Here is a 22,800-nt window from a genome sequence, read left to right on the forward strand (position 1 = left end):
AGCGCGTCTGCCAATTCCGCCACGACCGCATATGTTGAATGCGCCAACAGAAAATAATATATCACACGACCCGATAAAAGGTCAAGTTTTTGTTTCATTATTTCCCCGAACTTTCCCCGACCTAAAAAAAACACAAGCTCCGCAAAGCCATTCCATTGTCCGATGAACGTCATCTCCGTAGGATAAAGGTATGCCGGTGAACCAACAAATCAGCTTGCAACTTTACTATCGAAACGGAGGGCTCAGCTTGCCGCATATTTCAATCCGCATGTACGAAGGGCGTACGGACGATCAAAAAGAAGAGATTGTCCAAGTGTTCACGAAGGAGCTGTCGCGTATCATCGAGAGAGAACCAGCATTTATAACGATCGAGTTTAACGAAATTCCGATCGACGACAATGCGCCTGCTAATCTGAGGAACAAGAGGTGAAGAAGGATGGCCAGTAAGCTGGAACCTAGAGGAGCGGGAGCAGCGCCATCCCCTCGTATAAGAGCGGGCGGAGGCCACGTGCTGCTGGGCTATATGTGGAAGTATAAGGCGTTGTATTTCATATCATTGCCTGGGTTGTTTTATTTTCTGTTATTCAAGTACGTACCGCTCATGGGCTCCGTTATAGCCTTCCAGGACTTCAATCTGTTTACCGGCATAACGGGCAGCAAGTGGGTGGGGCTCAAGCACTTCGAGCGGATGTTCTCGCATTACGACTTCCTCAACATTTTAAAGAATACGCTGTTGTTAGGCATCTACGACATTCTGTTCGCGTTCACCGCGCCGATTATCCTCGCGCTGCTGCTGAACGAAGTACGGCTCATGCTTTACAAAAAAATCATCCAAACGATTATGTACGCGCCGCATTTCTTGTCCTGGGTAATTGTAAGCGGTATCTTCGTCGGCATTCTGTCGCCGGAATCCGGTGTTCTTAATGTAGTGCTCGGCTGGTTCGGCATCGATCCCATCTACTTCCTTGGAGACGACTCCTACATTCGGAGCGTACTCGTAGGCTCGGGATTATGGCGCGATGTCGGCTGGGGTACGATCATCTATCTGGCGGCGCTCGCGGGCATCAATCCCGATCTGTACGAAGCGGCGGAGATTGATGGCGCCGGACGCTGGAAGCAGACGCTCAGCATTACGATCCCGGCACTGTTGCCAGTCATAACGATTCTGTTCCTGCTCAAGATCGGCGACTTCCTGGATTACGGCTTCGAGCGCGTGTTCGTCTTCCAGAATCCGCTTAACATCCGCAATAGCGAAATATTGGACACGTATATTTACAAAGCCGGCCTCAAGCAGCTGCAATTCAGCTACGCAACGGCGATTGGCGTGTTTAAATCCGTAGTCGGCCTGTTCCTGCTGCTCATCGCGAACACGCTCAGCAAGAAAGCGACCGGAGAATCACTGTACTAACGAAGGGGTGACCACGAGGTGAGACACGCAAGCGTAAGCAGGAAGATATTCCTGATCGCCAATTATCTGTTTCTGACGCTGCTCGGCTTGACGATGTTCCTGCCGTTTATGAACGTCATCGCGCAATCGCTCAGCAGCGGAGGAGCAATTGACCGCGGCGAGGTCATGTTCTGGCCTGTCGAATTTACGACGCATTATTACAAATATGTATTCGAGGATGTGTCCATCTGGCGCGCGTTCGCCATCTCCGTTTATATTACGGTAGTGGGTACGACCATTAACCTGGCGGCAACATCCACACTCGCATACCCGCTCTCGCGGCAGGAATACGTTGGACGCCGTCTGCTTCTCATTCTGATTCTGTTGACCATGATTTTTAGCGCGCCGCTTATTCCGCAGTTCATCCTGATGCGCGAGCTTCATTTGACGAATACGTTATGGGCGCTTATGCTGCCGACGGCGATCAGCGCGTTCAACCTGTTCGTGCTTCGTTCCTTCTTCGCGCAGCTGCCGACGGAAATTATCGATGCAGCGCGGATCGACGGCTGCGGCGAAACAAGGACACTGTGGAGCATCGTGCTGCCGCTGTCCAAACCCGCTTTGGCGACGGTCGGCATCTTCTATTCGGTGACGAACTGGAACAAGTATATGGATGCGCTGTATTATATTAATGACCGGAGCTTGTACCCGCTTCAGGTAAAGCTGCGTGAGCTGCTCATTACGGACGATCTTGCCGATACCGGCAATCTGGCGTTCGAAGTGACGTCGCAATCCGTGCAAGGCGTGCAGATGGCCGTCATTCTGGTCGCTACGCTGCCCATTATTATGCTTTATCCGTTTCTGCAAAGGTTTTTTATCAGCGGCATGCTGATCGGTTCGATAAAGTCCTAAAAAAACGACAAGCCGACACAAAGACAGTCCATTGTGACTCCCGAAGCGAACCCAATATACTGGTAATGAGTTTGGAAGCGCTTTAGCGCAAAACCAACAACTTTAAGAAAAGAGGGGTAAACAATGACCAAATTCATGACTCGCGCCGGTATCCTGCTGACGACATTCGCCATGCTGGTCGCATGCTCCGGCAACAACGGAGGGAGCTCCAACACGGGCACAACCACGGAAAAGCCGTCCTCCACGAACGCCGGGGTGGAAAAACCCAAGGAGCCCGTTAAATTTTCGATTTCCATGAGAACGCTAAACGTAGCGTATGTCGAAAAACATCCCAACATCAACGATGACAAGTACGTAAAAAAGCTGGAGGAGATGACGAATGCCGATCTGGACATCCGCCTCATCCCGCATAACGAATATCAAGACAAGATGGTCCAGATGTTCGCGACAAACGATATTCCGGACGTCGTGCAAGGCAGCGGCGGCATCAGCGGCCCGGAGCTGGCCGGCGCGGTAGAGAACGGCGTGTTCCTCCCGCTGAACGATCTGCTTAAAGAGCATGGCCAGGATCTGCTGAACTTTATTCCGCAAGAGGCATGGGACCGGATGACGGATTCCAAGTCAGGCAATATTTACGGCATTCCCGAAGTACTGTCGAACCCGTCCCGCCGCGCAACCTGGATCCGAACTGACCTGCTCAAAAAAGTCGGCAAAGAAATTCCGACTACGGTCGAAGAGACGCTCGACGTGCTTCGCGCCTTTAAGGCTGCCGGCGTCGAGCAGCCGTTTGCAGGACGTCAGAACTTTAAGTACGCTGATACATTTTTCGGCTCTTACGACGTGTTCGGTTATTTGAACCAATTCAAGCTGTTCCCGGACGGACAGGTAAAACCAAGCTTCTTCGATACCGAGAACATGAAAAAAGCGATCGAGACCTACAAAACGATGTACGACGAAGGACTCATCAGCAAGGAATTCGCTACGATTGAAAGCACCGACTTCCGCAGCAACGTCACAAGCGGCAAAGCCGGCATGTGGTCGATGAATGCCAACGAACTGCCGATCTGGGGCGCTCAGCTCAAGAACAACGTGCCGGATGCAGAGGTTGCCCTTATCCCGTCTCCAGTAGGAACGGATGGGAAAGGCGGGTATGCCCACTACAACCCGGTCACTCGTTCGTTCTACATCAACGCGGCGGCCAAAGACAAAGCGGCGGACATCGTGAAGTTTTTCAACTGGATGGTAAGCGAGAAAGCGGAGCTGTTCTTCAGCTTCGGCATCGAAGGCGACGACTACAAGGTAGAAGGCGGAGAGGCCAAGTTCGAAGTGCCGACGGATACGGAAGGCACCGACAAGCTCCGGTATTTAAACGGTTGGCTGTGGATGATTCAGGACACAACGTATAATAAACGCGTGTCCTCGCTCTCCGAATCCGGCAAACAAATGATCGACGCTTTCGACAACATGTTGTCCAAGGAAGGACGCAGCGCCATCGAGTTCGACCCGCGTCTGGAAGCGCTCGTGCAGAACCCGGATCTAAATCCGAAGTCCGACGAAATGCCGCCGCTCATCCTGGAACAAGTTCTTCGCATCGTCTACGGCAAGGACAGCATCGACTCCTACGACAAAGTGCTGGAGGAGTATCTATCCAAAGGCGGAGCGGATATTATCAAAGAAGCGACGGAGCGTTACAATAACAAAGAGAACGCGTTCGAATAGGAGGAAGGGGTAACCCGCTTACCGCCAGCCAGAAGGCTCTCCAGCCCGGCACCGTGCCGAGCTGGAGGGCGTCTTGCCATCCTCCGCCCGTTCGCGAAAGCATACTAAGCAGAGAAGAGGGGATGTTCCATGTATCGTATCCTGGTTGTGGACGACGAGCCCATGATTCGCAAAGGATTGGAGAAGCTTATCTCCCAGACCGCCTCAGCAGAGGTGATCGTGGAGACGGCGGAGAACGGAGCCGACGCGCTTGATCGAATCCAGGCGAACAGACCGGATTTTGTCTTTACCGATATACGGATGCCCCGAATGGACGGGTTGGAGCTGTGCAAGCATATACGCGAAAATGACAGTTCAATCGACGTTGTCGTCGTCTCGGGCTACAGCGACTTCGAATACGCGCAGAAATGCGTCTCGTACGGCGTGAAGGAATATATTTTGAAGCCGGTTACGCGCCACGGCGTGGCTGAGACGATCGGCAAGCTGATTGCCGGGATGGCCGCCAAACGTTCCATCGGCTTTATCCCGATGGCGGAGCAGGAAGCATGGATTGAACAGTTGGAGGAAGCGGTATGGCATCTGGACGATTCGGCCCGATCGGTCGCCGAAGGGCGCATAAGGCAATATTGCGAGGAGCAGTCCATCTCGGCCGTTCAACTGCGCGACATGCTGTATGAAGTCATGCTCAAGCTGGTCAAAAACCTGAACAAACGCGATGTGTACAACTTCCCGGAGCCGACTGGGCCGGAAGAAGCGGAGCCCGGACCGGATTCCAGCTTCCGCTGGATGAGGGCAGAGCTGGACGATGTGATGAAGCTGATTCGCGGCAAGCGCCGCGGCAACGTGAAGGATCCCGTCGAGGAAGTGAAACAATACATTGAGCAGAATTTATCCAAGGAGCTGACGCTGGAGGACGTAGCGGATCGTCTCGGCCTCAATCCATCCTATTTCAGCCAGTTGTTTAAGCAGATGACAGACGAGACATTTGTGCAATACCGGATCAAGCGAAGGATGGAGCGGGCCAAGAAGCTGCTGGCGCTGCCTCATTACAAGATTACGGACATCTCGCACGAGGTCGGCTATGCGGATCACCCCCATTTTACAAAGACGTTTAAGAGGATGACGGGTTGCACGCCATCCGAATACCGCGACATGCTGGGGATCGACTGATGCGCAAGAGCTTATCGAAGCAGCTGTTTTTTTATTTTTTTGTGCTTATTCTGTTCTCGATGTCCATGGTGGGCATTTTCTCGTACGTGGAATCGTCCAGGGCGATCGACGAGCAGGTGGAGAAATATTTGACGACGGTCATTAACAGCGCGTCCATGCAGACGGACAACCAGCTGCAGACGTTCGAGCGCGTGACGGATTCCATTTTGTCGCAGCAGCAAGTGAAGAAATTTCTGGATATGACGCCAGGGGACAGCTACGCGTATTACGAGTTCACGAACGAGATTCGGAAAGATATTTTTAACAAAATTCATATTACGTACCCGACCCAAATCAATATGATTTATATTTTGGGGTATCACGGGCGTTCCATCTTTGACGGCAATCAAGGTTTTTCGTCCCATAGCGTCGATACGTCGGAGCGGCTGCAGGAGCTGAACGGGAAGACGGAGGATAACGGCCGAATCTCGATCTTAAGCACGAGTCTGCTGGAGAAGGATTCCGGGAAGGTCATTACGGTGACCCGCAAAATTAGAGGGTATTCCTCCTACAATATTAAGGGCGTGCTCGCCATCGAATTCCACGAGGAGCAGTTGACTCAGTTATGGAAACAGATGGATCTCGGCGAAAACGGGTTCTTCTTTATTCTGGACAGCCAGGGCGAGGTCGTCTACGCGCCGGATACGGAGCCGATGAAACAATTGCTGGCGACGGCCACTCCCGGACGGATCGTAAACGGTGGAGAAGAAAGATTTATAGCGGACGTAGGCGGGGAGGAGAAAATGATCGTCTCCCGAAGGTCGGACTACTCCGGCTGGAGTCTGGCAATAGCAATGCCTTTAAAGGAGCTGCGCGCGCCGATCTCGGCGATTCGCACGACAACGATCGGAGTCGGCCTGCTGACACTGGCGATTGCATTATTTCTCGCGCTGCGCTTCGGTCGGTCTATCGTAAAGCCCATACGCACGCTCATGAACGGCATGCGCGAGACGGAGAAGGGCAATTGGCAGACGGTGCAGGTAAAGCGTCGGGAAGATGAAGTCGGCGGCCTCGTCCATAGCTTTAATCTGATGGTCGGCCGCCTCTCGGAGATGATCGAGCGGGTGTACGACGCGGAGCTAAAGGGACAGAAGGCGCAGTTGGAGCTTCAGGATATCCAGCTGGAGCGCCAGAAGGCGGAATTTCAGGCGCTGCAGCTGCAGATTAATCCGCACTTCCTGTACAACACGCTGGAGACGATCAATTGTTACGCGATCGTACAGGATTCCGACGATATATCGGAGATCGTAGAGGCAATGGCGTTTATGCTGCGTTATTCCGTCCAGACGAATCTGGAGGAGAGCACCATTGTCAACGAGCTCAATCATGTCAGAAATTATTTGATTATACTCAAGCATCGAATCGGAAGAGAATTCGAGCTGGAGGTTGCGCTGGAGCCATCGCTGCTACTCGAGAGAATGGTGCGTCTGACGCTGCAGCCTGTCGTGGAAAACGTGTTTCAGCATGCTTTCCCGAACGGAATCGAGCCGCAGCATGCCATCCGCATCGATGCGCGACTGGAGTCCGATCGATTGCTTGTCACGGTAGAGGATAACGGGGAAGGGATGACCGAGAAACGGCTGGCGAAGCTGCGGCAGCGGCTGAAGGAGAATCGGTTGGCTGACGATGACGAGCCGCAGCAGACCAGAAGACGCGGCGGCATCGGCATTCTGAACGTACATCGCAGAATCCAGATGGTTTATGGAGACGATTACGGCATTGAGATCGACAGCACGTTAGGTCAAGGCACCGTCATTACGATGGTGATGCCTCGCGAGCTTAACAAAGGGAGATAACGGGAGGAGAATGGGACATGAACATGGATTTGACAGGCAAGATTGCATTGGTAACCGGGGCAAGCGGTGGAATCGGAAGAGGCGTTGCCGTGGAGCTCGCCAAACACGGAGCGAAGGTAGCAGTCAATTACTTGAGCAGCGAACAGGGCGCGGCAGAGACGGTCGCCGAGATCGAAGCGCTAGGCGGGAAAGCGCAGGCGTTCCAGGCCGACGTAACGGATGTTGAAGCTATCGGTCGGTTGGTGTCCAAGATCGAGAACGCATTCGGAGGTTCCATTGACATTCTGGTCAATAATGCCGGGCATCTCGTGCAGCGGCTGGCAAATGCCGAAATGACGGAAGAGCTGTACGGCAAAGTGATGGACGTCAATCTTAAGAGCACCGTATTCGTCAGCAAAGCCGTTCTTCCCGGCATGAAGGCAAGCGGCGGAGGCAGAATCGTCAATATGACATCCGTTGCCGCCCATAACGGCGGCGGCCCCGGCGCGTCCATTTACGCGGCGAGCAAAGCGGCAGTGTTGTCCTATACGAAGGGACTTGCGAAGGAGACGGCGAGCGACGGCATTCTTGTCAACGCCATATCGCCGGGCTTTATTGGAGGAACGGCCTTCCACGCAACGTTTACGCCGGATGCCGCGAGACAAGCGACGGTGCAGGGCATACCGCTGCGCAGGGAAGGAACGCCGGGCGACGTCGCCGGCGCCGTGCTGTATCTCGTCTCCGAGCTGTCCGCTTACGTAACTGGCGAGACGATCGAGATCAACGGCGGAATGTTTATGCGATGAGCGCGCCGAAGATGTTTCTGCGAGAAGGGAAAAAGGACGACACGCTGGGTCGGCTTGTCTCCGAGCTGGATGCCATTATGGCGGCGAATCCGGAAATTCCGACAGAGCCTGGCGGCTGGTGGCATCAATATGTCTGTCCGGTGCATCATACGGAGCTGCTGTTTGATGAGCTCAAGGAAGACGATGGACGATATGAATGTCCCAAAGGCTGTGTGCTGGAGGGCGAGCCTTACCATGGAGCGTGGCTCGTCTTCCGGCACCAGGCGATGGCAAGGTTCGCGTTGCAAGCCTCTGCCGTGTTTGCGGCAACGGGCGAACGCCGGTACGGCGATTACGGCAAGGGAATCATCGTCGCCTATGCGAGACAGTTCCCGCTATATCCCGTCCATCCGGACGCTCAGCCCTGGATGCTCAAAGGACGCGCCTTCCATCAGGCGCTGACGGAAGCGATCTGGGCAACGACGCTGCTGCGAGCCTATGTGCTGCTCAAGGACAACGGCTTGGATGTGGAGACGGGGCAAGACGATTTTAACAAATTTTTGGATATGCTCGGAAGCAGCATGGAGCAATACCATCATATTTTGACTGTGGAAAGAAATCAGCCGGAGAATAATTATACGGCCTGGTTAAATGCGGCTTTATGCTGCGTTTACGCTGCAAGCGGCGACGAGGTAAAGCTGCGTTCGCTGCTGGAGCGAAAGGGCGGTCTGCTCCACCATCTGGAGATTGCCGTCCAGGCCGACGGGCTGGAGTTCGAAGGCAGCGTCTATTATCATGTGTTCGTGTTGCGAGCGTATATGATAGCCGCGGAGATGGCGGCCAGATTCGGCATCGATCTTTATGCGATTCGCGGGCAAGGCGCGCGGAGCATGGAAGGGATGCTGGATGTTCTGACGAAACTTGCCGACGAACGGGGGTGGCTGCCTGCTCTGCATGACGGGCCATACGGGAGAACTCCCTATAGCCGCGAAATCGTCGAAATTTTCGAAATCGGATATACGAAATATCGCAAACCGGACTACAAACGAATTCTTGCCTTCTATTATAAGGAGTTAAATCCCGAGAGCGGACAGCGAGACGGGCTTGAATACATGCTTTACGGATATCCTTGGGGTCCTGATTCCGTTCTCCCCAATAAAGCTGAGGTTAATGAGCCGGGAGGACGTTCCTGCCTGCTGCCGGACAGCGGCTTCGCGGTATTGAGGCATCCCGATAATCTGCTGAGCGCTCTCGTCGATTATGGACCGCATGGCGGCTCCCACGGGCATTTCGACAAACTTAATCTCATGTTAAGCTTGGCGGGTTTGCCGCTGTCTCCCGACCCTGGAACCGTTCCGTACGGCTCCGAGCTTAAAAAGGGCTGGTACCCATCCACGCCATGCCATAATACCGTCAGCGTGAATCGGAGATCGCAGAACGAGACCGCGGGCCGCTGTCTGAGCTACAGCGCCCATGACCGCGTAGGCACATTTATAAGTATGGCTGCGGACGACGCCTATGAAGATGCGAAGTTGAAGCGTCATGTAGCGGTCGTCTCGGATTATGTGATTGATTGGATGCAGGTGAGACTGCAAGAAGAGAGTGAGTTGGACTGGTGGTTTCACTTTCTCGGGGAGCCGGAGGCTGCGGGGGAAGAGAGCCATTGGGAGCGTATGGAGCAGTCTGTCTCCTTAGGCGATAGAGACGGTTACCAGTATATAAAAGGGATCGGCAAGCTTCGTTCAGAAGCGGCGAGCGGAATCGATGAATACAAATACGCTTCATTCCGCATACGACTGACCGGCGAGCGCTCGGATGCCGGGATGAGCGCAGACGATCGTATGGCTTCCATCTCGCTGTTGTTCCCCTCGGGATCAACGTTGTGGCAAGTGGAGTCGCCTGGCATTGCGACGGATCCCAGCGTGCCCATGAACGGTGTTATGGTGCGTCATGTTGGCACGTCCATAGACTTGGTGGCCGTCTATCGCACCGGCGCCGAACGGGCTGAGATCCGGTGGAGCAGCAACAACGACAATGGCTCCGACAGCGGAAATCGTGTGCTTGTCATAACTACGGAAGCCGGTTGCCGGACGTATGAGCTGACGGAAAATGGATTAAAGGAAGGGGAGACGGACATTTGAACCTGATCAAGCTGTTCGAGCCGCGGAGCGGCGTATTGTCGGTGCCGTATTCGCCGCAAGAAGGAACGAAGCTGCTGGAGAATCCGCCTCGTTTTACCTGGATGCCGGCCCTTGCGGAAGGCGGAACGTACGTCCTCCAGCTATCCTCTTCGCCTGAATTCGCGGACCGTGAGACGACCCAATTTCATCCTATTCCATACAATCTGTTCACGCCGGATGCGCCGCTGTCTCCCGGCACTTATTATTGGCGTTACGCTCTGGCTCAAGACTCCGATGGAGGCGATAGAGCGAGCAGTTGGAGCAAGGTCCGATCGTTTGCAGTGGAATCAGGCCTGCCGGAGACGCCGTTGCCTGCACGATCGGTCAGATACGCGCATACTGGAGGTGCGCATCCAAGATTATGGCAGAGTCCGGACGGCGTCGCCGCTCTTCGGTCCCGTATCGCAGAGGATGCCGCATATTGCGGCTGGGATACGTTCTACGAAGGTTCAGTGAAGCCTTGGCTTTCGCGGGACCTTATCCCGGAGCCCTCCCCCTACCCAGGCAACAAACGTGTCGCGCATCTGTGGCGCAAGATGTACATCGACTGTCAGGAAATATTTTACGCCATCCGCCATCTTAGCGTTGCCGGAGTTATCTTGCAGGATGATGTTCTATTGGCCCGTGCAAAGCAGTGGCTGCTCCATGCCGCATTGTGGGATGCCGAAGGGACGACATCGCGGGATTACAACGACGAAGCGGCGTTTCGCGTGGCAGGAGCATTGGCTTGGGGGTACGATTGGCTGTACGACGAGATGACGGAGGAAGAGCGCCGGCTGGTTCGGGAGGCGCTGCTTGCGCGCACGCGTCAGGTCGCCTTCCATGTCATTGAAAGGTCGAAGATTCATCAGGTGCCGTTCGACAGCCATGCGGTCCGATCCTTGTCCTCCGTGCTTGTCCCCGCCTGCATCGCGTTGCTTCACGAAGTGCCGGAGGCGGCGGTGTGGCTGGATTACGCTCTGGACTATTTCTCTTGCCTCTACTCCCCATGGGGGGGAGAGGATGGAGGCTGGGCGGAAGGTCCGATGTATTGGACGACCGGCATGGCATTTGTGACGGATGCGCTTAATCTCATTAAAAGCTACAGCGGCATAGATCTTTACAAACGGCCTTTCTTTGCGCGGACGGGCGACTTCCCGCTTTATTGCTCCAGCCCGGATACCGTGCGGGCAAGCTTTGGCGATCAGTCTTCATTGGGCGAACCTCCGATTTTGAAGACGGGCTACAATATCCGGCAGTTCGCCGGAGTGACGGGCAATGGTCTGTATCAATGGTTTTATGAGCAAACCAAACATAATGATCCCGATCCCGATTCAAAATTTTATAACTACGGCTGGTGGGACTTCCGATTCGACAATCTACAGTATCTGCACGACAATCCTGCGGTGGAGCCCATCCTTCCGGAAAACGGCGTTATAGAACCTGTGAAGTGGTTCCGGGATATCGGCTGGGTCGCGATGCATGATCGGATGGACGATCCCTCGGAGCATCTTATGCTGCTGACGAAGAGCAGCGGCTACGGCTCCATCAGCCATAGCCATGGCGATCAGAACGCCTTCTTGCTGCATGCGTACGGAGAGCCGCTGGCTATCGAGAGCGGTTATTATGTCGCCTTCGGCAGCACGATGCATAAGCATTGGCGGCGGCTGACCAGATCGACGAATAGTCTACTAATCGATGGTCAGGGTCAATACGCCGGCGACAACAAAGCGCTCTGCAAAGCGGCGTCCGGCGTCGTGGAGGAGGTCCGTTCCAGCGCGGATCACGGCTACAGCCGATGCGACGCCACGGCAGCGTACAAGGAGAATGTCCCTTATCTTAAGCGATTCGTTCGAGAGATTTATTGGTTCGACCAATCGTATTTCGTTATTGTCGATTATGTCGATCTGGAGCGGAAGGGGAAAATAGAGTGGCTGATGCATACTCTATATGAGATGGAGCTGTCGAGAGCTTCATTTCTTGTGAAGGGAAAGAAGGCGGATATGGATGTCCGGTTCGTCTATTGCTCTTCGGGTCATCTGGGGCTCACGCAGCATGACGAGTTCACGGACGTGGATCCGGCCGAATACGAAGGTCAGCCGAAGCAGTGGCATCTGCATGCCGAGACCCCGGAGGCAGAGAGCCATCGGCTCGTTACGCTGCTCGTACCGAGAAAGAAAGGCGACACCAATTTCGTTTCGAGCATAATGGATGACCAAGGGCATGGCGTACATCTTTACTTCACTAATGAGACCGGCATCACTCGAATGATAGAGGTTGCCAAAGGATATTGACTATGATCACTTCTCGTGTAAAACACAAACAAGGTTCAAGCTTCCAGGCTTGGACCTTGTTTGCGTCTAACGCCCCTCCGCTAATGGACAAGAGATGTTTTTGTTGAATTTACGGCTGAAATAAGCGAATATAAGGATATTAAACTTTGCAAGCGTTTATCATTTCGACTGCAGGGAATTCAAGGCGGTCGTATTCGCAATTAATTTAATGACTAAATTATAAGGGCGGAAAAGCTGGGAAGTCCGTCTTGCGGAGGGGGCGGGAAGAGTGAACGGAATTCGGACGCACGGGCTCGCTTTCACCAATAAGTTGTTTATAAAGATTTTATTATGTTTTCTATCGTTGTTAGTACCGATTGTCATTATCGGCTCCTATGTTTACAACGACGTCAAGGGGCTTGCCGAAAGGGATGTGTCCCAGAAGTTGGCGAACAATTTGGTTTCGTCGATACAAACGATAGATTTGCATTTGGGCATGGCTCATTCTACAATTAACAATTTGCTGATCGGGGACATTATTCAACAGCATTTGCGGCCTTACTCGGAACTGGGCGATACCGGCAAGATGAATATGCAATTGATTGTCCGAGCGGTTGGAGCGCACCAGAATACGTACAGCTCGTTTATCGAAAGCATATTTCTGTATATTGACAAGGATAAGGTATACACTGGCGACGGAGTCATCGATTTCCCGATATTTTTCGAAAAGTTTTATCGCAGCAGCGAATACGACACTGATTATTGGTCGGAACAATTGGAGAAAAGCGACTTCTTCAAGCTATTGCCGGCTACCGTCATGAAAAATTACGGGAACACGGGTAAGCGGGTCATTCCCAGCGTGACGACGCGTTACATTAACGGCGAATTGGCGACGATGGTAACGAGCTTGTCGCTCAGGGCGATTGAACAAAATTTGCGAAGTCATTCCATCTATAACTCGACGGGCTATCTGGTGCTCGATCAATACAAGGATTCGATCATCAACGATCGTGTTGACGACGCTTCCATCGACCTTATCCGGCAGGAGGTTACGGAGCCCGGGCAAGCGGAATTTCTAACCGTTAACGGTAAGCGTTCGCTGGTGATCCTGACAGGTTCGGAGGACCTCGGCTGGGACTATTATTCCATTACGCCGGTTGCTTCGTTTAGTCATGAATCGCAGCGAATTCTTGATTTGCTTATTTGGATATGCATCAGCCTGATGATCATCGGCATATTCTTTTCGTTCGTCTTCAGCGTGCATTTATATAATCCGATACGGAATATCCACAATATTTTGACCCGCAACGAGCTTCGCGATAAGGCTGTTTACGAACGCCGCTCCAATGACGAATTAAAGATGATCGGCAATCGAATCTATCAGCTTATGAATCAAAACAATGAAGCGGTAAATCAGTTGAATCAATATTCCAACGAGCTGCTGGATCATTTTTTTATTACGCTGATTAACGGAAATCCGGCGGCTCAACTGGGGACGACCAGACAGATGCTGGACAAAATCGGCTTCCAGGGAGGAAGATACTTGTGCTGCTGCTTTATGTTCCAATACAAAGAGCGCTTTAACAGCGAAATTAAAAAGCCGGAAAGGGCGCTTATCCAGGATAAACTTAAAAACGTGCTTTGGGGGATCATGCGTCAATACGTGACCTGTTATACGGTTAAGCATGAACAGAATTTTTACGTTTGTCTGATCCAGCTTCAATCGCAGGAAGACCGTGCGCAGCTTAACAGGGCGCTGGACAATATTAAAAACACGTTCGCCTACGACATGGTTTATTGCGAGCTGACAATCGGACTTGGCAAGGTGTACGATTCCGTACATGATCTGGGCAAATCCTATAACGACGCGCTTACTGTCATTAACCGGATCGACGGGGATTCGTCCATTCAGATCGTGGACGCGATTGATATCAGGATCGAAGGCACCTATTACTACTCGTTCCCCGACCAGAAAAAAATAGTCAATGTGCTGCGCGCGGGCAACCGGGAGCAACTGGAGGCGGAAGTACGGGACTTGATCGAAATGAACGTGAGCCGCAATGTCGCTTATAAGTATATGGGCATGCTGCTTGTAGAGCTGATGAATACCGGCATCCGGTATTTGAACGAAAAGCAGATGAACCGTCAGAAGCTGCTCTCGCTCAGCGAAGAAACGGCTCTCGGGGGACCTTTGCTTAACAATGAGCTGGAGGAGCGGGTAGGCCTCCTTCTTGATTTTTATATGCGAATTATCGACGAGTCCGAAGCAGGGAAAATAGAAAATCGTAAGACCGAAGCGGTTGTCGCCTCGATCACGCAATATATTGAACTGCACTTTGCCAAAGATATCTACCTAGAGACGATCGCGGATGAAATCGGGCTTTCGGCAAAATATATATCGCGCATGTTCAAGGAATCGACGGGCGTCACGATTTCCGATTACATCAATGGCTTTCGCATGGACAAGGCGAAGCAACTGCTGGTCAACACCGATATGAAAATCACGGATATAGCGGAGCAAGTCGGAATCAACAGCCGTACGACATTTCTCCGCGTCTTTAAAAAACATGAAGGTTTATCGCCAACGGATTACAGAAATGTCCGTCCTGCCGGGCAAAAACACGATTAGTGGCCTTTTTGGTCACGTGGAAAAATGAATCGTCAACGACAAGGAGCCGAAATGGAGCACAATGCTCCCTTTTGGCTCTTTCGGCATAGAGGCATCCCGGCTTACACTAGGCTCGTAAACCAAACCAACAAAAAACGGAGGTCAAAACATGAATTTCAATGCGACAGGATTGAAAAGGAACAAAAGCCGGTTAATGCTCGCAATGTGCGTCATTATGACGATGGGACTCACGGCGGCCTGCTCCGGCGGAAATGCCGGCTCAAACGAGCCATCGGCAAAACCTCAGGAAACGGGCGGCGCGTCGAACGATTCCGGCAAAGGTTCCGAGCCTGAGCCGTTAACGCTTACCTGGATGCGTTATGAGCACCCGAATCAGGCGCTCCCGGAAGACGCTACGATTATCAAAGAGATTGCGCGAATAACGAATGTAACCATCTCGCTGCAAAGCGTTCCGCAAAGTAATTACGAAGACAAGAAAAAAACGTTGATCGCAACAAATAACGCACCGGATATTATGTTGGTAAAGCAGGACGATTTGTCCAACTTTGCCGATTCGGGCATCTTCCTGGATCTTACGCCTTATTTGGATCGAATGCCTAATTTCAGCAAGGTGCTTGAAGAGAAGCCGGAGATCAACAAAAATAAAATCGACGGCAAGCTGTACGGCTTCCCGCTTGTACAAAAGCTGGCTGCTTCGCAATCCGGTCAAGTGCCTGTCATTCGGGTTGATCTTCTGGAAAAACATAATCTGGAGGTACCTACAACCTATGAGGAGCTGTACGAAGTGTTAAAGGCGCTGAAAAGCGAATATCCGTCCTCATACCCTTTTGCCAGCCGCGCGGCAAACGGCTTGAGCGGTACGGAAAACTTGATTAATCCCATCGCCTTTGGTTTTGGCAGCGGTTATACCAACGTAAACGGCGCCAAGGTTTATTACGATCCTCATGCGGGAGAATATCGATTCGGGCCTTTCTCGGAAGCGTTTAAAGAGGCCATTGCCTACTTGCGCAAGCTGTACGAGAACAACTTGCTTGATCCGGACTACACGACGGCAACCTCGCAAATTTGGCAGGAGAAGCTGAGCTCGGGACAATCCTTTTATTATCAAGACAACACCGGCTTTGGCGTTAATTTCAACAAGGCGCTTCAGGAGAAGGATCCGGACGCCGGATTTGATTTGCTGCCGATGCTGGAAGGCGGAGACGGCAACGGCGTCAAGCGGGGCGAGCTATACCAGTTGGATCATTTGTCGGAATCGTATGCAATCAGCGCCGACGTGAAGAACCCGGAGAGAGTCGTCGAGTTTATGGATTGGCTGTACTCCGAAGAAGGCGTCAAGCTGACTTCATGGGGAATCGAATCCGAGCATTACACGATGGAGAACGGCGAATTTAAGATCAACGATTCATTTTTCAGCAAGTTCCTCGATGCTCCAAATCCTTATCTGGCTAAGGATAGCGAGCTTGGTACCGGTTATTTGGGATTGTCCCTGCATAACGACGCAACGTACGACTTGAACAGTCAGCCGGAATTGATGCAGGAATGGACACGCAAAAACATTCAGGCGGTTGAAGACGGCCTGGCGTTTAGAATGCCTTACGACCCTTCCTTTACGCAAGAAGAGCGCGAAGAACTGAAAAAGCTGAGAACGAAGCTTGATGCTTATTTGACGCAAACCATGGATAAATTCATTATGACCAAAAACGGCCTGGACGAGTGGGACAGTTTCCTGGAGCAGTGCCGCAGCAATGGCGCCGAAAGGATTGTAGAAATTTATAACACCGCGCTGGCTAGAGCGAAGTAAAAGTCTGGAGGTCGATCCGAATGTCATCAGAGCGCGCTTCGAGCAGCGGTTGGCTGCAGGTCAGCAGAAAGCTGAACAAAAGCAAGTTTCTGTACGCCATGCTTGTTTTGCCGATTTCGTATTTTCTCGTTTTTCATTATGCTCCGATGCTGGGCAATCTGATGGCTTTCCAGGATTTTTCGATCAGAAAGGGGCTGCTGGGCAGCCCCTGGGCCGGCTTCAAATATTTTGAACAGTTTCTGTTTGAGCCGTATTTCTGGAAGGTCGTTAGAAACACCTTGCTGCTTAATCTGTATTCGCTTATTTTTTATTTTCCTGCTCCGATTATTTTTGCCATATTGGTTAATGAGCTCATTGGGAGCAAGTTCAAACGCGTCATCCAGACCGTTGCATATGTGCCTCACTTTTTGTCCACCGTTGTTGTCGCGGGCATGCTGGTCAACTTCTTGTCCGTATCGGGACTGATCAATGAAATCATTACCTGGTTCGGCGGCTCGGCGCAAACGTTTCTGTCCCAGGCGGATTGGTTCCGTACCATTTTTATCGGCTCCGAAATCTGGCAAGGTTTGGGCTGGAGCTCCATCGTTTATTTGGCAGCCTTGACTGCCATCGACCCCGGTCTTTATGAAGCGGCGACGATCGACGGCGCGAACCGCTGGCACAAGATCAGGCACATTACTCTTCCCGGCATCTCCGCCGTTGCTACGATAATGCTGCTATTGTCCATTGGACAAATGCTATCGGTGGGCTTCGAGAAAATATTGCTGCTTTACAGCGGTCCTACCTACGAAACGGCTGACGTGATCCAAACCTACGTATACCGCAGGGGACTGATCGACGCCGACCTTAGCTTTGCGGCGGCGGTAGGCATATTCCAGTCCGTCATCTCGTTGATTCTGATCGTTTCTGCCAATCAACTCTCCAAAAAAATAAACGGAACAAGATTATTTTAAGAGGTAGTTCAAAAAGTCCATAACGGAGGGACGACATGCTGAAACGGAAAATGGGATGGTTCGATTACTTAAACGTCCTGCTGATGCTGCTTATAATAGTTGTTATATTTTATCCGATCTATTACATGGGAATTGTTTCGGTCAGCTCCGGTCTGGCCGTTCAGCGTGGAGAGGTGTACCTGTTTCCCGTGGATTTGACCTGGAAGGCCTATGAAATCGTATTAAACGACCCTATGATTTTACGCTCTTACGCAAACACGCTGTTGTATACCTCTCTCGGCGTTCTCATTAATTTGACGCTGACGATCATGTGCGCCTATCCGCTCTCGCGGAAGCACTTGTACGGCAAGGGGATCATTGCCTTTTTTGTGATCTTTACGATGTTTTTTGACGGAGGTTTGATTCCAAGATATATGGTGGTCCATTCGCTGAACATGGTCAACACGATATGGGCGATCGTTTTGCCGACAGCCATCAGCGTTTTTAATCTGATTTTAATGAGAACCTTTTTCGAAAATATTCCGGATGAGCTTCATGAATCGGCGATTGTGGACGGCGCCGGGGAGGCGCGCACGCTCCTGCAAATTATTTTGCCTTTGTCGATGCCGGTCATAGCGACGATCTTTATTTTTTATACGGTAGCCCATTGGAACAGCTTTTTCCCGGCGCTTATCTACCTGAACGAAAAAAGTCTGTACCCGCTGCAAATTATTGTGCGGAATATCGTCATCCAGGGCGAGCTCGCCGCGCAGGTTACGGAGATGGGGACCAGCGAAGGCATGTCCGTGATGGCACTGAACGTGAAATACGCGGTCGTATTTATTGCCATATTGCCCGTATTGGCCGTATATCCGTTCGTTCAGCGCTTTTTCGTACAGGGTGCGATGCTTGGCGCCGTAAAGGGATAACCGCACCCGTGCACCCCATAGACAACAAAGCGGCCTATCTGCTATAATCCAGTTATCTTAATGAATAAGTTATAGTATGATTATTCATGAAAATACTGATCGAAATTAACGGGAGGGCGGGTTTTATGAGTCATTATTCATTAATCCAATTAATAAGTAAATACCCTGAATTGGCGGAATGCGAGGCGGATATCGCCGCTGCCGCCGACACTATCGCGGCAAGCTACAGGGCAGGAGGCAAGCTTCTGCTGTGCGGCAATGGAGGCAGCGCATCCGATTGCGATCATATCGTCGGTGAGCTTATGAAGGGATTTATGTCGAAACGACCTTTGCCGGAAAAAGTACGGTCGGCGTTCTCGGCGCAATTTCCGGAGAACGGCGACTATTTGAGCGATCATTTGCAAGGCGCCTTGCCCGCCATTTCTCTAAACGGATCTTCCGCCTTGGCGAGCGCTTATGCAAATGATGTGGCCGCCGATATGGTATATGCCCAGCAGGTATATGGATACGGGCAGCCGGGAGACGTATTGCTGGGCATCAGTACTTCGGGCAATTCCGCCAATGTCATTCGGGCGCTGCAAACGGCCAAAGTCCGTAAGCTGATAACGATCGGATTAACGGGACGTAGCGGGGGCAAGATGTCCGACCTGTGCGATATTGCCATTAAGGTGCCATGGGACTTAACGCCGGACGTCCAGGAACGGCATTTGCCGATCTATCATACGCTTTGCATAATGCTGGAAGATTATTTTTTTCTTCAGGGTTGAACATTTTGAAACTTAAGGGGGATGGAGATGGATAATGCAGTGAAATGGGGAATTCTCGGCCCGGGGAAAATTTCGGACACATTTGCCGGGGAACTAAGATTTGCGCCTGAAGCCCGTATCGTTGCGGTCGGTTCGCGCTCGCTAAAGCGCGCGGAGGCGTTTGCGGCGAAGCACGGAATCGAACGCGCCTACGGCAGCTATGCGGAACTGGCCCGCGACCCGGAAGTAGACATTGTGTATATCGGGACGCCCCATCCGATGCACAAGGAGGATGCGTTGTCATGTCTGCGGGCGGGCAAGGCGGTTCTTTGCGAAAAAGCGATTACGATGAACGCGGCCGAGCTGCAAGAGATGATCGATGTGGCCCGGGCTAACGGAGTGTTTTTGATGGAGGCGATGTGGACGCGGTATTTGCCGGCGATTGCCAAAGTGAGAGAGTGGCTGGCGAGCGGAGTGATCGGGGATATCGGCTTGGTCGATCTCCGCTTCGGCAATATGTCGGCATGGGATCCTTCCAGCAGACTGTTCGATCCGGCACTGGGCGGCGGCACGCTTCTTGACGTAGGCGTATATTGCGTTTCCTTTGCATCGATGGTGCTGGGACGAGAGCCCGATACTATACAAAGTCTGGTCAAGATCGGTACAACCGGGGTAGACGAAGTTTTTACGGCGTTGTTCGGTTACGACAATGGGCAAATGGCCTCCATTATGGCCGGTCACCGCTTGAAATCGAAACACGAGGCGGTCATTCTGGGCTCTGAAGGCGAAATTCGTATTCCCGACTTTTGGAGGGCCAAGTCTGCGACTTTGACCCTGCATGGACGCTGCGTGGAAAATTTCGTCGATACCTTGGAGCTGAGAGGCTCCTTGCACGAGGCGAACGAAGCAATGCGCTGCGTCAAGGCAGGCAAGATGGAGAGCGACATTATGCCGCTTGCGGAATCGCTTGCGATTATGCGGACGATGGATCGCCTGCGGGCCGATTGGGGTTTGCAATATCCTTCCGACGCCTTGGCGGGAGGGATTAGAGCTGACTAAAGGAACGCTGCATATGATAGGCAATGCGCATATCGATCCGGTTTGGCTATGGGCTTGGCAGGAAGGCTTTCAGGAAGTGAAGGCTTCGTTTCGCTCCGCGCTGGATCGGATGAAGGAATTTGATTTTTTTGTATTTACCTGCAGCTCGGCGGCGATGTATGAATGGGTGGAACGCAATGAGCCCGTCATATTCGAAGAAATTCGGCAGCGGGTCGCCGAAGGACGATGGGTCATCGTTGGCGGATGGTGGATACAACCGGACTGCAATATTCCCGGCGGCGAATCGTTTGTGCGGCAGGGCTTGCTGGGCCAGCGATATTTTATGGAGAAGTTCGGCAAAACGGCCAGCGTCGGATACAATGTCGACAGCTTTGGGCACGCCGGCATGCTGCCGCAAATTTTGCGAAAAAGCGGCTTGGACGCTTATGTGTTCATGAGGCCGATGCCGCATGAGAAGTCGTTGCCCGCTCCCCTGTTCTGGTGGGAATCGGACGACGGCTCTCGCGTTATGTCATTCCGGATTATTCATAAATACGAAAGCTGGGGAAAAGAGCTTGAGCAGGGAGTTGCGCGAACGGCGGAGCAACTGATCGAGCCTATTAGCGACCTGATGATGTTTTACGGTGTCGGCAATCATGGGGGAGGCCCTACGATCGCCAATATCGAAAGCATCGTGGAGATGAATGAACGGACGGATTTGCCTGAGCTTGCGTTCAGCTCGCCGGACCGTTTCTTCGAAACGATTAGAGAAAGAGGCGATGTTTTGCCGGTTGTGCATGATGATCTGCAGCATCACGCGGTAGGCTGTTACGCGGCCCATTCCGGCATCAAAATGTGGAATCGGCGGGCGGAAAATCGGCTGTCAGCAGCAGAACTGTTCGCCGTCGTTGCCGAGAAGGAGACGGGGCTGCCGTATCCGGACGATTACAGGCGCGCTTGGAAAAACGTGCTGTTCAACCAGTTTCACGATATATTGGCCGGAACAAGCATACGCGAGGCCTACGATGACGCCCGTGACGAATTCGGAGAAGCGCTGGCGATCGCGGGCCGCGGGCTAAACGGCGCGTTGCAGTCGTTGTCGTGGAATATCGGAATTGACAAAGAAGAAGGCATGAAGCCCGTCGTCGTGTTCAACGGTCATTCGTGGTCGGGAACGATGCCCGTCAAGCTGGAGCTTGGGGCGATGGGAAGCAAGCCGCTTGTGTTGGATGAAAGCGGGCGGATCATCGAGGTGCAGGTCGGACAGGCCAGTTCGACAACCGCCGACCCGAACGGCCGTTTTAGCTATGCCTTTGTCGATGACCTGCCTGCCATGGGATACCGGGTGTACAGGGTGTACGCAGATCCCGCCAACGCGAAACCGACAGCGGCAGCCCGTCCGGGAGGCATGTTGCTTGCAGAGCCGCATGCTCTGGAGAACGGGAAGTTCCGCCTGGCATTCGATCCGGATACGGGCTGGATCAGCTCTTTATACGACAAGAAGCTGCAATCGGAGCTATTCGCGGGAGCGGCAGCGCGGCCCGCGGTTCTGGAGGATTTTTCCGACACATGGAGTCACGGCGTTTTCCGATACGATAAGGAGGTCGGCCAATTTAAAGCGGCGGATATTAGAGTGCTCGAAGCCGGCCCGGTAAAAGCGACGATAAGAGTCGTCAGTATGTACGGACAATCCAGGCTCGTTCAGGACTTTAGCATGTATCGCGATTTGGACCAAATCGAGGTTAAAGTGAAGGTGGACTGGCGGGAGCGGTTCAAGATGCTCAAGCTGATGTTTCCCGTGGCGCTTGCAGGCGTAAAACCGACCTATGAAACGCCATACGGTCATATCGTGCGCGAGTCGAACGGCGATGAAGAGCCGATGCACAGCTGGGTCGATTATTCCGGCTATCTGCTGAAGGACGGACCGGCGTACGGCATCAGCTTGATGAACGACGGCAAACACAGCTGCAGCATGAACAACGAGACGATCGGGCTCACCGTGCTGCGAAGCCCGATCTATGCCCATCACGTTCCGGCACAACCGGATCCGGAGCAGGAATACGAATTTATGGACCAGGGCATACAGCGGTTTACTTACGCCTTGCTGCCCCACCCCGGCAGCTGGGAACGGGCAGGCACCGTTCAGCGGGCGCTTGAACTCAATCAGCCGCCACTAACCGTCGTGGAATCGTACCATGACGGGCGGCTTCCCCAGCGAAACTCGTTTATCGACGTCGATCAGTCCACTATCGTGGTATGCGCATTAAAGAAAGCGGAGGATGGCGGCGGTTATATACTAAGATGCCGCGAAACCATTAAGAAGTCGACGGTCGCGCTAATCAAGCTGCCGCACTGGGGACGGGAGATCCGATCCTCTTTTGGACCTTGCGAGATCAAAACCTTTTACATCCCCGCGGACGGCGACCGACCCGTCGTGGAAACGGATTTGATCGAGAGGCCGCTTGGCGGGTAGGCAAAGCCGGAAAAAAGGACGTGAGATACG

At 52.6% G+C, this 22,800-nt stretch carries 16 protein-coding genes; all 16 read left to right on the top strand.

Going from position 1 to position 22,800, the window contains the following annotated elements:
- The first annotated feature begins 247 nt into the window (after window positions 1-247).
- Window positions 248-430, top strand: a complete 183-nt coding sequence (locus tag B1748_RS09180; protein WP_087567849.1) for a tautomerase family protein — start codon at window positions 248-250, stop codon at window positions 428-430.
- A gap of 6 nt (window positions 431-436) precedes the next feature.
- Window positions 437-1,408 (top strand): ABC transporter permease, encoded by a 972-nt coding sequence (locus B1748_RS09185; protein WP_087567606.1) that lies wholly within the window; start codon window positions 437-439, stop codon window positions 1,406-1,408.
- A gap of 18 nt (window positions 1,409-1,426) precedes the next feature.
- On the top strand, window positions 1,427-2,299 hold the full coding sequence (locus tag B1748_RS09190) for a carbohydrate ABC transporter permease (RefSeq protein WP_087567607.1): 873 nt from the start codon (window positions 1,427-1,429) through the stop codon (window positions 2,297-2,299).
- A gap of 123 nt (window positions 2,300-2,422) precedes the next feature.
- Window positions 2,423-4,018 carry an extracellular solute-binding protein gene (locus tag B1748_RS09195; protein ID WP_179215495.1) on the top strand — a complete coding sequence of 532 codons (1,596 nt, stop codon included), beginning with the start codon at window positions 2,423-2,425 and terminating at the stop codon, window positions 4,016-4,018.
- Window positions 4,019-4,147: 129 nt separating this feature from the next.
- A complete protein-coding gene (locus B1748_RS09200; protein WP_087567608.1) occupies window positions 4,148-5,188 on the top strand; it encodes a response regulator transcription factor in 1,041 nt (346 codons plus the stop codon).
- Window positions 5,188-7,023: a sensor histidine kinase gene (locus B1748_RS09205; RefSeq protein WP_179215496.1), complete on the top strand. Its 1,836-nt coding sequence runs from the start codon at window positions 5,188-5,190 to the stop codon at window positions 7,021-7,023. The genes B1748_RS09200 and B1748_RS09205 overlap by 1 nt, the downstream gene beginning before the upstream one ends.
- Window positions 7,024-7,040: 17 nt before the next feature.
- Window positions 7,041-7,808: an SDR family NAD(P)-dependent oxidoreductase gene (locus B1748_RS09210; protein ID WP_087567609.1), complete on the top strand. Its 768-nt coding sequence runs from the start codon at window positions 7,041-7,043 to the stop codon at window positions 7,806-7,808.
- Window positions 7,805-9,928 (top strand): heparinase II/III domain-containing protein, encoded by a 2,124-nt coding sequence (locus tag B1748_RS09215; protein WP_087567610.1) that lies wholly within the window; start codon window positions 7,805-7,807, stop codon window positions 9,926-9,928. The genes B1748_RS09210 and B1748_RS09215 overlap by 4 nt, the downstream gene beginning before the upstream one ends.
- A gap of 2 nt (window positions 9,929-9,930) precedes the next feature.
- Window positions 9,931-12,240, top strand: coding sequence for a DUF4962 domain-containing protein (locus B1748_RS09220; protein ID WP_087567852.1), 2,310 nt, complete (start codon window positions 9,931-9,933; stop codon window positions 12,238-12,240).
- Window positions 12,241-12,508: 268 nt separating this feature from the next.
- Window positions 12,509-14,848 (top strand): helix-turn-helix domain-containing protein, encoded by a 2,340-nt coding sequence (locus B1748_RS09225; RefSeq protein WP_087567611.1) that lies wholly within the window; start codon window positions 12,509-12,511, stop codon window positions 14,846-14,848.
- A gap of 148 nt (window positions 14,849-14,996) precedes the next feature.
- Window positions 14,997-16,652 carry an extracellular solute-binding protein gene (locus B1748_RS09230; RefSeq protein ID WP_087567612.1) on the top strand — a complete coding sequence of 552 codons (1,656 nt, stop codon included), beginning with the start codon at window positions 14,997-14,999 and terminating at the stop codon, window positions 16,650-16,652.
- Window positions 16,653-16,672: 20 nt separating this feature from the next.
- The gene (locus tag B1748_RS09235) at window positions 16,673-17,605 is read left to right on the top strand and encodes an ABC transporter permease (protein WP_087567613.1); all 933 of its coding nucleotides are present in this window, start codon (window positions 16,673-16,675) and stop codon (window positions 17,603-17,605) included.
- 35 nt (window positions 17,606-17,640) lie between these two features.
- On the top strand, window positions 17,641-18,513 hold the full coding sequence (locus B1748_RS09240; protein ID WP_087567614.1) for a carbohydrate ABC transporter permease: 873 nt from the start codon (window positions 17,641-17,643) through the stop codon (window positions 18,511-18,513).
- Window positions 18,514-18,638: 125 nt separating this feature from the next.
- Window positions 18,639-19,280, top strand: coding sequence for a D-sedoheptulose-7-phosphate isomerase (locus tag B1748_RS09245; protein ID WP_087567615.1), 642 nt, complete (start codon window positions 18,639-18,641; stop codon window positions 19,278-19,280).
- A gap of 27 nt (window positions 19,281-19,307) precedes the next feature.
- The gene (locus B1748_RS09250) at window positions 19,308-20,318 is read left to right on the top strand and encodes a Gfo/Idh/MocA family protein (protein ID WP_087567616.1); all 1,011 of its coding nucleotides are present in this window, start codon (window positions 19,308-19,310) and stop codon (window positions 20,316-20,318) included.
- Between the two features lie 13 nt (window positions 20,319-20,331).
- Window positions 20,332-22,770: an alpha-mannosidase gene (locus tag B1748_RS09255; protein WP_087567617.1), complete on the top strand. Its 2,439-nt coding sequence runs from the start codon at window positions 20,332-20,334 to the stop codon at window positions 22,768-22,770.
- The last annotated feature ends 30 nt before the right edge of the window (window positions 22,771-22,800 follow it).

Source organism: Paenibacillus sp. MY03 (genome assembly GCF_002165585.1).
Taxonomy (GTDB): Bacteria; Bacillota; Bacilli; order Paenibacillales; family Paenibacillaceae; genus Pristimantibacillus; species Pristimantibacillus agaridevorans.